Origin of the sequence: Streptomyces sp. NBC_00683, from assembly GCF_036226745.1 — a bacterium.
Classification (GTDB): domain Bacteria; phylum Actinomycetota; class Actinomycetes; order Streptomycetales; family Streptomycetaceae; genus Streptomyces.
In genome coordinates, this window is the sequence record NZ_CP109013.1 from 7,449,635 (window position 1) to 7,464,899 (window position 15,265).

Consider the following 15,265-nt stretch of genomic DNA (forward strand, 5'->3'; position numbering starts at 1 on the left):
ATGGCGGATGAAGCACAGCTCCTCAACCAGCTCAAGTGGATGACCACGGAGCTGCGCCAGGCCCAGCGGTCGCTGCGCCAGGTCGAGGAACGCGAACACGAGCCGATCGCCGTCGTCGGTGTCAGCTGCCGCTTCCCCGGCGGCGTCCGCTCCCCGGAAGACCTCTGGCGGTTGGTCCGCGACGGCGTCGACGGCATCGGCGACTTTCCGGACAACCGTGGCTGGAGCGACGAGGGCGACTTCGTCCGTCAAGGCGGCTTCCTTCACGACGCCGACCGGTTCGACGCGTCGCTGTTCGGGATATCGCCGCGCGAGGCGCTCGCCATGGACCCGCAGCAGCGTCTGCTGATGGAGTCTGCCTGGGAGGTCTTCGAGTCCGCCGGGATCGACCCGAGGTCGCTGCGGCGTACCCGGACCGGCGTCTACGTCGGCACGAACGGCCAGGACTACGCTTCCCTGCTGAACGCCGACGAGGCGGAGGGCTACGTCTCCACCGGTGCCAGCGCCAGTGTGATTTCCGGCCGGGTGGCATACGCGTTCGGGCTGGAGGGCCCGGCGGTCACGGTGGACACGGCGTGCTCGTCGTCGCTGGTGGCACTCCATCTGGCGTCGCGGGCGCTGCGGTCGGGGGAGTGCGGGCTGGCACTGGTCGGCGGTGTGACGGTGATGTCCACTCAGGCGGCGTTCGTGGAGTTCGACCGGCAGGACGGGCTGGCCGCCGACGGCCGCTGCAAGGCTTTCTCGGCAGGCGCCGACGGAACGGGTTGGGGCGAGGGCGTCGGTCTGCTGCTGCTGGAGCGGCTGTCGGATGCACACCGCAATGGACACCGGATCCTCGCGGTGGTCCGGGGCAGCGCGATCAATCAGGACGGTGCAAGCAATGGTCTGACGGCGCCGAACGGTCCGTCGCAGCAGAGGGTGATCCGGCAGGCGCTGGCCAACGCCCGTCTCACCGGCGCTGACGTCGATGTGGTCGAGGCGCACGGGACGGGCACGCGGCTCGGTGACCCGATCGAGGCGCAGGCCCTGCTGGCCACGTACGGTCAGGAGCGGGGCGAGACCGGTGAGCCGTTGTGGCTGGGGTCGGTCAAATCGAACATCGGTCACACCCAGGCCGCGGCGGGTGTCGCGGGCCTGATCAAGATGGTCATGGCGATGCGGCACGGTGTGATGCCGGCGACGCTGCACGTGGATGAGCCGTCGCCTCAGGTGGACTGGTCGGCGGGTGCGGTGGAGCTGCTGACCGAGGCGCGTCCGTGGCCTGGGGCGGATCGTCCGCGACGTGCGGGTGTGTCGTCGTTCGGTATCAGCGGTACCAACGCGCACGTGATCCTGGAGCAGGCTCCGGAGCCCGAGCCGATCGCTGTGACGCGGCAGGCGTCCGGGCTGGTGCCGTGGCCGGTGTCGGCGAAGTCCGAGCCCGCGCTGCGGGCGCAGGTCGACCGGTTGCGGGAGTTCGCGGCGGAGCGGCCGGAGCTGGCTCCGGTGGACGTGGGCTGGTCGCTGGCGACGACGCGGGCGGCGTTGGAGCATCGTGCGGTGCTGGTGGCCGGGGAGGGGACGCTCGCCACCGGTGTCGCGAGCGAGGGCCGGACCGCCTTCCTGTTCACCGGTCAGGGTTCGCAGCGCGCCGGCATGGGCCTGGGCCTGTACGAAGCGTTTCCGGTGTTCGCCGAGGCCTTCGACGCAGTGTGCGCCCGGCTGGACGTTCGGCTGGAGCGTCCGCTGCGCGAGGTCCTGACCGACGGCGTCGACCTGGACCGGACGGCGTGGGCGCAGGCGGGCCTCTTCGCTCTCGAGGTCGCCCTGTTCCGGCTGGTGGAGTCCTGGGGGGTCACCCCTGACGTGCTCCTGGGCCACTCCCTGGGTGAGATCACCGCAGCCCATGTCGCCGGCATCCTCGATCTGGACGACGCCTGCGTGCTGGTCGCGGAGCGCGGCCGGTTGATGCAGGCGCTGCCCGCCGGTGGCGGCATGCTCGCGGTCGAGGCGACCGAGGCCGACGTCGTGGACTCCGGCCTGGACATCGCCGCAGTCAACGGGCCGAACTCCGTGGTTCTGTCCGGCGCCTCCGAAGCCATTGAGCGGTACGCGGCCGAGTGCGCGGCCCGCGACCTGCGGTTCAACGTTCTGTCGGTGTCGCACGCGTTCCACTCGGCCCTGATGGAACCGATGTTGGACGAGTTCGCGACCGTCCTGGCCGGCCTGACCTTCCACCCGGCCGAAATCCCGATCATCTCCGATCTGACCGGTGCCGTCGCCGAACCCGGTGTCATGCAGCAGACGGAGTACTGGCTGAACCAGGTGCGGCAGGCTGTCCGATTCGCCGACGGTGTCACAGCCCTCGAAGCCATGGGAGTAACGCGGTACCTGGAACTCGGCCCCGACGGCGTCCTGTCCGGAATGGCCCAGGAGAACGTCGCGGATGCGGAGTTCATCCCCGTCCTGCGCAAGGACCGGGACGAGACCGACACGGTGCTTACGGCGGCCGGCCGTCTGTGGACGTCCGGAGTCGACGTCGAATGGACGCAGCTGTTCGCCGGCTGGGGCGGCGGGGTCGTCGACCTGCCGACGTACGCCTTCCAGCAGCAGCGGTTCTGGCCGCAGCCGAACCCGGGCGCCGGGGACCTGGCAGCTGTCGGCCTGACGAGTGCAGGGCACGCTTTGCTGGGCGCGACGGTAGCGCTCGCCGACGGGGATGCGGTGGTGCTGACCGGCCGGCTTGCGTTGGGTGCACAGTCCTGGCTGGCTGATCATCTTGTACTGGACCAGGTTGTGGTGCCGGGTGCCGCACTGGTGGAGATGGTGCTGCGGGCCGGTCAGGAGGTGGGCTGCGGTCTGCTGCGGGAGTTGGTGCTGCGGGCGCCGCTGGTGCTGCCCGAGTCCGGAGGCGTGCAGGTCCAAGTGTGTGTCACCGGACCGAATGAGTCCGGAGACAGGCCGGTTGAGATCTACGGCCGGGTGGACAGCACGGACGAGTGGACGTTGCATGCTTCGGGTTCGCTGGCTGAACAGGTCGGTGCGGAGGCTGCCTTCGACCTGAGCGTGTGGCCGCCGCAGGGTGCGAGTGCGGTGGACGTCGACGGGTTCTACGAGGCGTTGGCCGAGGTGGGCTTCGGTTACGGCCCGGTGTTCCAGGGTGTTCAGGCGGCCTGGCGTGACGAGTCCGGTGTGTACGCCGATGTGGTGCTGCCGGAGCCGGGTGTGGGCCAGGTCGACAGATTCGGCATCCACCCTGCGTTGTTGGACGCCGCACTGCATCCGGCCAATCTCCTGTCCGAAGGGCCGGGGGAGCAGGGACCGCGGCTGCCGTTCGCCTGGTCCGGTGTGGAGTTGTTCGCGGTCGGAGCGACCACGCTGCGGGTGGCGATCCGCCCGAAGGGCGAGAGCATCACCGTGCAGGCGGCCGACGGGACCGGTATGCCCGTCGCGGTCGTCCGTTCGCTGGTGTCGCGGGCGGTGTCGGCGGAGCAGTTGTCGTCGGCCGGGCACGCGGATGAGGCGCTGTTCGCGGTGGAGTGGGTGACGTTGCCTCCGGGTGCCGCTGCTTCCGGCGAGACGGTGGAGGCTCCGGCCTGGACCGTGCTGCGGGCGGCCGGTGACGGTTCGGTGGAGCAGGTGCTGGGTGAGGTCCTGCGGGGTGTGCAGGAGTGGCTGGCGGACGAGGGCACGTTCGGCTCACGCCTGGTGGTGCTGACCCGCGGCGCGGTCCCGGCTGATGCCGGTCAAGCCGTCGACCCTGTGGGTGCGGCGGTGTGGGGTCTGGTGCGCTCGGCGCAGTCGGAGCACCCGGAACGGATCGTCCTGGTCGACACCGACCCGGCCACCCCGGCCACCCTGGCCACCGAAGAGCGGCTGGATCTTGCGCTGCTGGCGGGGGTCGACGAGCCGCAGGTCGCAGTTCGCGACGGTGCGCTGTTGGTGCCGCGACTTGCCCGTGCCGTGAGCGGTGGGCTGGTGCTGCCGGACCACAACTGGCGTCTGCTGCCCGGTACCGACGGCACGCTGGAGTCTCTCCACATCGAGGCGGCCGACACGCTGACTCTGCCTCTGGAAGCCGGCCAGGTGCGGGTCGCGGTTCGTGCGGCGGGCGTGAACTTCCGTGACGTGCTCTTGGGGCTGGGGATGTATCCGGAACCCGGAGTGATGGGTTCGGAAGCGGCCGGTGTGGTCGTCGAAGTGGGCCCCGACGTCGAAGACCTTCACGTCGGGGACCGGGTGTTCGGCTTCTTCACCGGTGTGTTCGCCGCCGAGGCGGTGACGGACCGGAAGTTGCTGGCCCGAGTGCCCGAGGGATGGTCGTGGGCGCAGGCGGCGTCGTTGCCAGTGGTGTTCGCGACGGCCTGGTACGGGCTGCGGGACCTGGCCGGGGTCAGGTCCGGTGAGTCGGTACTGATCCATGCTGCCGCCGGCGGTGTCGGCATGGCCGCGGTGCAGTTGGCCCGGCACTGGGGACTGGAGGTGTTCGCCACCGCCAGCCCCGGCAAATGGCCCACTCTCATCGCCAACGGAGTTGACCCCGCAAGGATCGCGTCCTCCCGTGACCTCGACTTCGAGGAGCGGATCAGGACCGCGACGGGCGGCCGTGGCATCGACGTCGTCCTCAACTCCCTGGCGGGCGAGTTCGTGGACGCCTCGCTGAGACTGCTCGCGCCGGGTGGCCGGTTCCTGGAGATGGGCAAGGCTGACGTCCGCGCCGGTCTCGACGTTCCGTACTTCGCGTTCGACCTGTCGGAGGCGGGTCCGGAAGGCATGGGCCGGATCCTCGCCGAGGTTGTCGCTCTGTTCGAGCAGGGTGTGCTCGAACCGCTGCCGCTGACGGCGTGGGATGTGCGTGAAGCGGTCACCGCCTGGCGTCACATGGCACAGGCCAAGCACATCGGTAAGAACGTCCTGTCCTTCCCCGTCCGCCCGAACCCGGACGGCACCGTACTGATCACCGGCGGGACGGGCACGCTGGGCGGATTGCTGGCCCGCCACCTTGTGACCGAACACGGCATCCGCAACCTTCTCCTGCTCTCCCGCCAGGGCTCTGACGCCCCCGGCGCGTCCGACCTCGTCGCAGATCTCGCCGAGCTGGGTGCGCAGGCACGGCTCGTGGCCTGCGACGCCGCAGACCGCGACGCCCTCGCGGTTGTCCTCGCCGACATCCCCGCCGACACCCCGCTGACCGGCGTGGTGCATGCGGCGGGTGTTCTCGACGACGGTGTGTTCACGGCACTGACCCAGGAGCGCCTGGAGACAGTCCTGCGGGCAAAGGCGACCGCTGCGGTGAACCTGGATGAGCTGACCCGTGACATCGACCTCGCGATGTTCGTGCTCTACTCCTCGGCGTCGGCGACGTTCGGTACTCCCGGACAGGCCAACTACTCGGCTGCCAACGCCTACCTCGACGCCCTCGCCACCCACCGCCGCACGGAAGGCCTCCCCGGCCTCTCCCTCGCCTGGGACATGTGGCAGCAGGCCAGTGCGATGACCGGTCATCTGCAGGACCGGCTCGTACGGGGGCTGCCTACGGAGCAGGCCCTGTCGTTGTTCGAGAGTGCACTGGGCCGTGCGGAGGCGCAGTTGGTGCCGGTGAATCTGGATCTGGCGGCGGTGCGGGCGGCCGGAGAGATTCCGGCGTTGCTGCGTGGTCTGGTGTCGGGCCGGGTGCGGCGCGGGGTTGCGCAGGCGTCCGGTACCGGTCTGGCGCTGGCGCAGCGGCTGCGGTCGGTTCCCGAGAGCCGGCGGCTGCCGATGCTGCTGGACTTGGTGCGCGGCAGCGCCGCGACCGTGCTGGGGCATGCTTCTGCCGACGCGATCGGTGAGCGTCAGGCGTTCAAGGACCTGGGCTTCGACTCGCTCACCGCGGTCGAGCTCCGTAACCGGCTGACGGCGGACACCGGCCTGCGACTGCCCGTGGCACTGGTGTTCGACTATCCGAATCCGACTGTCCTCAGCGACCATCTGCTGACGCAGTTCTTCGATACGTCGGACGCGGCCGTCGAACCGACACGGCAGCTAGCTGTAACGGGTACCGACGAGCCGATCGCGATCGTGGGCATGGCCTGCCGGTTCCCCGGCGGGGTCACCTCGCCGGAGGACTTGTGGGACCTGGTCGCCGACGGAGTGGACGGCATGTCACCGTTCCCGACGGATCGCGGTTGGCCCACGGGCCTGACGAGCCGAGCTGCCGGTGTGGGCGGATTCATCCAGGACATGGACGGCTTCGACGCCGAACTGTTCGGCATCTCTCCGCGCGAGGCCGTCGCCATGGACCCGCAGCAGCGGCTGGTGCTCGAGTCTGCCTGGGAGGCCTTCGAGACCGCGGGAATGGATCCCCGGTCGCTGCGGGGCCGTAGCGTAGGCGTGTTCGCCGGTGCCGCCTCCTCGGGGTACGGCGTGAACGCGCGGCTGCCGGAAGGCGCCGATGGACACCAGGTGACCGGCAGCACGACCAGTGTGATCTCCGGCCGCATCGCCTACACGTTCGGCCTGGAGGGCCCGGCGGTCACCGTGGACACGGCGTGTTCGTCGTCGCTGGTGGCCCTTCATCTGGCCACCCAGGCGTTGCGGGGCGGTGAGTGCGAGCTCGCATTGGCCGGCGCAGTGACGGTGATGGTCACGCCGGGCATGATCGCGGAGTTCGACCGGCAGGACGGGCTGGCCGGCGACGGGCGCTGCAAGGCGTTTGCCGCGGCGGCCGACGGAACGGCCTGGGGCGAAGGCGTCGGCCTGCTGCTCCTGGAGCGGCTGTCGGACGCGGAGCGCAACGGGCATCGGGTGTTGGCGGTGGTGCGTGGCAGTGCGGTGAACCAGGACGGTGCGTCGAACGGTCTGACGGCGCCGAATGGTCCTTCGCAGCAGCGGGTGATCCGGCAGGCGTTGGCGAATGCCCGGTTGACGGGTGCGGATGTCGATGTTGTGGAGGCGCACGGGACGGGGACGAGGCTGGGTGATCCGATCGAGGCTCAGGCGTTGCTGGCGACGTATGGCCGGGAGCGGGGTGAGTCCGATGAGCCGTTGTGGCTGGGGTCGGTGAAGTCGAATATCGGTCATACGCAGGCCGCGGCGGGTGTCGCGGGTGTGATCAAGATGGTGATGGCGTTGCGGCATGGTGTGTTGCCTGCGACGTTGCATGTGGATGAGCCGTCGGCGGGGGTGGACTGGTCGGCGGGTGCGGTGGAGCTTCTTACGGAGTCCCGGGCTTGGCCTGAGGTGGATCGTCCGCGCCGGTCGGGCGTTTCGTCGTTCGGGATCAGCGGTACCAACGCGCACGTGATTCTGGAGCAGGCTCCGGTCCGGGTTCCGGTTCCGGCTGCCTCTGTTCCGGGTGTGTCGGCGTGGGTGGTGTCGGCGAAGTCCGAGGCGGCTTTGCGGGCGCAGGTGGAGCGGCTCGGGGCGTATGTCGCGGATGATCCGGGGCTGGATCCGGTGGATGTGGGGTGGTCGCTGGCGACGACGCGGGCGGCGCTGGAGCGCCGCGCGGTGGTCGTCGGTGAGAGCCGGGACGAGCTGCTGGCTGCCCTGCCCATGGCCACTTCGGGCACCGTTGGTTCTGGTGGCGTGGTGTTCGTGTTCCCGGGCCAGGGGTCGCAGTGGGTGGGCATGGCACGGGAGTTGTGGGACACGTCGGCGGTGTTCCGGGAGCGGCTGACCGAGTGCGAGACGGCACTGGCCCCGTTTGTGGACTGGTCTCTGACCGACGTCGTCCTGCATGACGGTGACGTGGACCGGGTGGACGTGATCCAGCCGGTGCTGTGGGCGGTGATGGTCGCCCTCGCCGAGGTATGGCGGTCGGCGGGTGTGGTGCCGTCCGCGGTGGTGGGTCATTCGCAGGGTGAGATCGCCGCTGCGTGTGTGGCGGGCTGGCTGTCGTTGGACGACGCGGCCCGGGTTGTGGCGTTGCGGTCGAAGGCACTGGTTGCGGTGGCCGGTGGCGGGGGCATGGTGTCGGTCGCCGCCGGGCGGGAGACGGTCGAGGAGCTGACGTCGGACCGGGTGTCGGTGGCGGCGGTGAACGGCCCGTCCTCCACCGTGGTCTCCGGCGATGACGAAGCCTTGGACGCGTTCATGGCGGAGTGCGAGGGGCGTGACATCCGCACACGCCGGATCCCGGTGGACTACGCCTCCCACTCGCAGCGGATGGACCAGCTGCGGGAACAAATCCTTGCGGATCTAGCCGGGTTGTCCCCGGTTGTGGGTACGGTTCCGATGCTGTCCACGCTGACCGGTGGCGTCGTCGAGGGCGGTCTGGATGGCGAGTACTGGTTCGACAACCTGCGGTCGACGGTGGAGTTCGAGACCGCGGTCCGGTCTCTCCTCGCACAGGGCATGCGTACGTTCATCGAAGTCAGCGCGCACCCGGTGTTGACCGTGGGCGTTGAGGAGACGGTCGACGCGGTCGGTGTCGAGGCCGTGGTCCTGGGCACGCTGAGGCGTGGTGAGGGCGGGATGCGGCGCGTCCTGTCCTCCCTGGGCGAAGCGTGGACGGCAGGCGTCGACGTGGACTGGACTGCGGTGCTCACCGGCCGTCAAGTCTCTTTGCCGACATATGCGTTCCAGCATGAGCGGTTCTGGCTGGACGCGCCGTCGCCGTCGCCGTCGGTCCAGGGCACCGCCGGGGTGGTGGATGCGGTCGAGTCCCGGTTCTGGGATGCCGTGGAGCGCGGTGATCTCGACGAGCTCGCGGGCACGCTCCAGTTGTCGGAGGCCCCGCAACTGCTGGGGTCGGTGGTTCCTGCGCTGGCGTCATGGCGCCGGGAGCGACGGCAGAGGTCCGTCATCGACACCTGGCGCTATCGGGTGGTGTGGAAGCCCCTGGAGGCCACGCAAACCGCCACCCTGTCGGGCACCTGGTTGGTAGTGGGGCCTGAAGGCAGCGATGTGGCTGGGGCATTGACCGGTGCGGGTGCCGAGGTGGTGGGCCTGCCGGTGGACGCGGTGTCGGACCGTGCCGCTCTGGCCGTGCGGATCGCCGAGGCCCGGGACGTGCGTGGTGTGGTGCTGGTGGCCGGGTCGGCTTCGGCCGGCCGGGCGGCTGCCGGTGGCGGTGTGGTCGCGGACGAACTCACCCATCTGACGGTGCTGTTGCAGGCGCTGGGTGATGCCGGGTTCGACGCCCCGTTGTGGGTGGCGACGCGGGGTGCGGTCGCTGTGGGCGCCTCGGACCGGGTGGTCGATGCGGTGCAGGCTGCGGTGTGGGGTCTGGGCCGGGTCGCTGCCCTGGAGTTCCCGCAGCGCTGGGGCGGCATGATCGACCTGCCGGCAGAACTCGATGCCCGAGCCTCCGGCCGACTGGCCGCGGTTCTTGCCGACGCTGCCGAGGACCAGGTCGCTGTGCGCGGCTCCGGGGTGTACGGGCGCAGGCTGGCACACGCAGTGCCGACGGTTGTGGCGGATGAGGGATGGCAGCCCTCGGGGACGGTGCTGGTCACCGGTGGCACCGGTGCGCTGGGTGTGGAGGTGGCGCGCTGGCTCGCGGGCAGGGGTGTGCCGCATCTGGTGCTGACCAGCCGCCGCGGCGTGGCGCCGGAGGGCCTGGTGGAAGAGCTGGCCGCGCTCGGCACTCGTGTCAGCGTCGTCGCGTGTGATGTGGCCGACCGTGATGCGCTGGCTGAGGTGATCTCTGGTGTTCCCGCCGAGTGGCCGCTCACGGGTGTGGTGCATGCGGCTGGTGTCGGGGATGCGCAGTTGCTGGAGGTGGCCGACCGGGACACGACGGCCGCGGTGGTCGGTGCGAAGGTCGACGGTGTCGTGCACCTGGACGAGCTGACAGTCGGCCTGCCGCTGGACCTGTTCATCGTGTTCTCCTCCGGCGCCGCCATTTGGGGCGGTGCCGGCCAGGGCGCCTACGCAGCTGGCAACGCGTTCCTCGACGCCTGGGCACAGGACCGCCGGGAGCGGGGCCTGCCCGCAACGTCGGTGGCCTGGGGACCCTGGGACGGCGCCGGAATGGCCGTCCAGGGCGACACGCAGCAGCTTCTGCGCAGGCGTGGCATGTCGCCGATGGACCCGGAACTCGCCATACGTACCCTCGCGGCAGCCGTCGACACCGACCAGTCGGGACTCACGGTCGCCGACATCAACTGGCCCACGTTCGCCGCGTCATTCACCGCGATCCGCCCCAGCCGGCTCCTCGCCGAACTACCGGAAGCCATCAGCACGCCGGTCTCGTCGGACGAGAATGACGCATCGACCGGTCTGCGAGGCCAACTCGACGGGATGCAGACCGCCCAGCGTCGGCAACTGGTCCTCGACGTCGTGCGCACCCATGCGGCAGCCGTGCTCGGGCATGCGGGGGCGGAGTCGGTGGAGGCGGGCCGGGCCTTCCGGGACTTGGGCTTCGACTCCCTCATGGCCGTAGAAATCCGCAATCGCCTGCAGTCAGTCACAGGCCTGCGGCTTCCCGCCAGCCTGGTCTTCGACCACCCCACACCACTCGTACTGACAGAGTCCCTCCTGGCCGAACTCACGGGGAACGAACCCGGCGCACCGTCGCAGACACGACCGGTGTCAACTGCGATCGGCGCCGATGAGCCGGTCGCGATTGTGGGCATGGCCTGCCGCTTCCCCGGCGGTGTGACCTCCGCCGAATCCTTTTGGGACCTGGTGAAGAGTGCGGGCGACGCGGTCGGCCCGTTCCCCTCCGACCGTGGCTGGCCAGCCTCGATCGCCGGCTGGGGTGCGTTCCTCGATGGTGCCGACGAATTCGACGCCGACCTCTTCGGCATCAGCCCCCGCGAAGCCCTGGCCATGGACCCACAGCAACGACTCCTCCTCGAAACAGCGTGGGAAGCGTTCGAGTCGGCAGCCCTCGACCCCGGCATGCTGCGCGGCTCCTCCACCGGGGTGTTCGTGGGCGGCACCGCGTCCGGCTACGGCACCGGGACACAGATGCCCCAAGGCGCCGAAGGCCACCTGCTGACCGGCAACGCAACCAGCGTCATGTCAGGGCGGGTCTCCTACACATTCGGCCTGGAAGGCCCCGCCGTCACCGTCGACACAGCATGCTCCTCCTCCCTGGTCGCCCTGCACCTGGCCGCACAAGCCCTACGCACCGGCGAATGCGACATGGCGCTCGCCGGCGGTGTGACCGTGATGGCCAGCCCCGGCGTGTTCGCCGAGTTCGACCGCCAGGGCGGACTCGCCTCCGACGGCCGCTGCAAGTCCTTCGCCGCCTCCTCCGACGGCATGGGCTGGGGCGAAGGCGTCGGCCTCCTCCTCGTCGAACGACTTTCCGACGCCCACCGCAACAACCACCAGATCCTCGCCGTCCTGCGCGGCAGCGCCGTCAACCAGGACGGCGCCTCCAACGGCCTCAGCGCCCCCAACGGCCCCTCCCAACAACGCGTCATCCACCAAGCCCTCACCAACGCCCACCTCACCGGCGCCGACATCGACCTCGTCGAAGCCCACGGAACCGGCACCCGCCTCGGCGACCCGATCGAAGCCCAGGCACTCCTGGCCACCTACGGCCAAACCCGGGGCGACACAGGCCAACCCCTGTGGGTCGGATCCGTAAAGTCCAACATCGCCCACACCCAAGCCGCCGCGGGCGTGGCCGGTGTGATCAAGATGGTCATGGCCCTGCGCCACGGACTCATGCCCGCCACCCTCCACATCGACGAGCCCACCCCGCAGGTGGACTGGTCGGCGGGCGCGGTGGAACTGCTCACCGAAGCACGCCCCTGGCCCGAGTCCGACGACCGGCCGCGCCGTGCCGCGGTGTCCTCCTTCGGCATCAGTGGCACCAACGCCCACGTCATCCTCGAACAGGCCCCCACCCCGGAACCCCAGCCGACTGTTCCGACACGGCAGGCACCAGGACTGGTGCCGTGGATTGTCTCGGCGAAGTCCGAGGCCGCTCTACGGGCACAGGTGGAGCAGTTGCAGTCGTTTGCGGCCGGCTGTCGCGAGCTGGACGGGGTGGACGTCGGCTGGTCGCTGGCGACCACGCGGGCCGCTTTGGAGCACCGCGCAGTGTTGGCCGGGGACGGGATTCTCACCCAGGATGTCGCGGGCGAAGGCAAAACCGCGTTCCTGTTCACCGGTCAGGGTTCGCAGCGCACCGGCATGGGCCTCGGGCTGTACGAGCAGTTCCCAGTGTTCGCGGAAGCCTTTGACGCGGTGTGCGCACGGCTCGACGTCCGCCTGGAACGCCCGCTGCGCGACGTCCTCACCGACGGCACCGACCTGGACCACACCGTGTGGGCGCAGGCGAGCCTCTTCGCTCTTGAGGTCGCCCTGTTCCGGCTGGTGGGGTCCTGGGGCGTGACCCCGGACGTGCTCCTGGGCCACTCCCTGGGCGAGATCACCGCCGCGCACGTCGCGGGCATCCTCGACCTGGACGACGCCTGCACCCTGGTCGCCGAACGCGGCCGGCTGATGCAGGCACTGCCCGCCGGCGGCGGCATGCTCGCCGTCCAGGCCACCGAAGCCGATGTTGCGGACTCCGGCCTGGACATCGCCGCCGTCAACGGCCCCAACTCGGTAGTCCTTTCCGGCACCACCGAAGCCATCGAGCACTACGCAGCCCAATGCGCCGCCCGCGGCCTACGGTTCAACGTCCTGTCCGTGTCGCACGCGTTCCACTCCGCCCTCATGGAACCGATGCTGGGCGAATTCGCGACCGTCCTGTCCGGACTGACGTACCACCCGGCCCGGATCCCAGTGGTCTCGAACCTGACCGGAGCCATCGCCGAACCCGGTGTCATGCAGCAGCCGGAGTACTGGCTGAACCAAGTGCGGCAGCCGGTGCGATTCACCGACGGTGTCACCGCCATCGATGCCATGGGCGTGACACGGTATGTGGAGCTCGGCCCCGACGGCGTCCTGTCCGCCATGGCCCAGAACACCACCTCCGACGCCGAGTTCGTCCCCGTCCTGCGCAAGGACCGCGACGAAACCGACACCGCACTCACCGCGATCAGCCGCCTATGGGCCACAGGCGCCCCCGTCGACTGGACAGCCGTATTCGGCGGCTGGGGTGGCAGGGTCGTCGACCTGCCGACGTATGCCTTCCAGCGCGCCCGGTACTGGCCGGAGCCGGCCGCCGAACCCACCGCCGCTCCGAGTAACGGCGACCTGACAGAGACCCGGTTCTGGGACGCCGTCGAACGCGAAGACCTCCAGCAACTGGCCTCCGAACTGGAACTGTCCGAAGCCCCCGCCGCGCTCGGCGACGTGCTCCCGGTGCTGTCGACCTGGCGGCGACGACGACGCGAACGCTCCGTCGTGGACTCCTGGCGGTACCGGGTCACATGGAAGCCGCTCACCGGCCCTCCGTCCACGGCGTCCTTGACGGGGACATGGGTGGTCGTCGGTTCCGGGCGGACGGATGTGGCCGCGGCGCTGACCGGTGCCGGGGCTTCAGTGATCAATGTGCCCCTCGACGACGGTTCGACAGGGCGGCAGGACCTGGCGGCGACACTCGAACGCCTTGCCGGCGAAGCCCACGACCTGTCCGGTGTCGTGCTGCTGGCCGATGCGGTCGAGGACTTGCCCGCGCGTAGCGGGGTCCCGGCTCCTCTCGCGGTCGTGCTGTCGCTGCTGCAGGCGCTGGCCGATGCCGACTTGACCGTTCCGCTTTGGGTGGCGACCTGTGGCGCGGTGTCGACCGGGAAGTCGGATCCGTTGCGGAGTCCGGGCCAGGCCGCCGTCTGGGGCCTGGGCCGGGTCGCCGCGCTGGAGTTCCCCCAGCAATGGGGCGGCATGGTCGACCTGCCGGCCGAACTGGACGCCCGTGCCGCCGCCCGGTTCGCCGGCGTCCTGGCCGACGGCGGCGAGGACCAGGTCGCCGTTCGCGGGTCCGGCGTCCACGGCCGGCGCGTCCTGCGGGCCGAGCCCGTGGCACCGACCAGCGGGACGTGGAGTCCGTCGGGAACGGTGCTGGTCACGGGAGGCACCGGTGCGCTGGGCTCCATGGTGGCGCGCTGGCTCGCCGGCCGGGGTGTGCCGCACCTGGTGCTGACCAGCCGCGGCGGCGTGGCGCCCGAGGGCCTGGTGGAGGAACTGTCCGAGTCCGGCGCCCGGGTCACCGTTGCCGCGTGCGACGTCGCCGACCGGGACGCCCTCGCCGCGGTGATCGCCGCCATTCCGGCGGAATGGCCACTGACCGGCATCGTGCACACCGCCGGCCTGGACGCTCCGCAGCGGCTGGAAGAGGCCGCACCGCAGGTGTTCGCTTCCGTGCTCCGGGCGAAGACCGAGGGGACCGTGCACCTGGACGAGCTGACGGCCGGTCTGCCGATAGACCTGTTCGTGGTCTTCTCGTCGATCTCGGCGACGTGGGGCAGCGGCGGTCAGGGTGCGTACGCGGCCGCCAACGCGTTCCTGGACGCCTGGGTGCAGCACCGCCGCGACCGCGGGCTGTCGGGGACGTCGGTGGCCTGGGGCCCGTGGGCCGAAGGAGGCATGGCCACCAGGGAGGAGACGGAGGACTACCTGCGTCGACGCGGGCTGAACGCGCTGGATCCGGCGCTCGCGATGCGGGCGCTGGCCGAAGCGGTCGACGGGGGACTGGATGCGCTGACGGTGGCGGACGTCGACTGGCCCGCCTTCATGTCCGCGTTCACCTCTGCCCGGCCCAGTCCGCTGCTCGCCGACCTGCCCGAGGCAGGCCGGGCCGACGGGGCCGTCGGCGGTACCGCCGACGCCGACCTGCCGTGGCGCGGTGAACTGACGGCCGTGTCCCAGGTACGACAGCAGGAGATGCTGCTGGACCTGGTACGAGGGTTGGCCTCGACGGTGCTGGGCCACTCCGGCGTGGACGAGGTCGAACCCGAACGGGCGTTCCGCGACCTGGGCTTCGACTCGCTGATGGCGGTCGAGCTGCGCAACCTGCTGGCCACGCACACCGGGCTGACCCTGCCCGCGACCCTGGTGTTCGACTACCCCGCGCCGCGTTTCCTGGCCGAGTACCTCCGGACACTGCTGCTTGATGCGGCGCAGCCCGCGGACCTGGTGCCGACCTCGGTGGGCGCCGCCGACGAGCCGATCGCGATCGTGGGGATGGCGTGCCGCTACCCGGGCGGGGTCGATTCGCCGGAGCGGTTGTGGGACCTTGTCGCCGGCGGGACGGACGCCATGTCGGCGTTCCCGACAGATCGCGGATGGCCGGCGAACGTGGCTGACGCAGCCGGCGGCCTGGGTGGTTTCGTCCATGACGCGGCCGAGTTCGATGCGGGCCTGTTCGGTATCTCGCCGCGTGAGGCGCTGGCGATGGATCCGCAGCAGCGGCTGCTGCTGGAGGCCGCGTGGGAGACGTTCGAGTCGGCGGGGA

Annotated in this window: 1 protein-coding gene (only partly in view); it reads left to right on the forward strand. The window is 70.4% G+C overall.

Annotated features, from left to right (window positions below; genetic code table 11):
• On the forward strand, positions 1 to 15,265 hold the start of the coding sequence (locus tag OG257_RS32640) for a type I polyketide synthase (protein WP_329213250.1). It continues 16,100 nt past the right edge of the window; 15,265 of the gene's 31,365 nt are visible here — the first part of the coding sequence; the start codon lies at positions 1 to 3; its stop codon lies beyond the right edge, outside the window.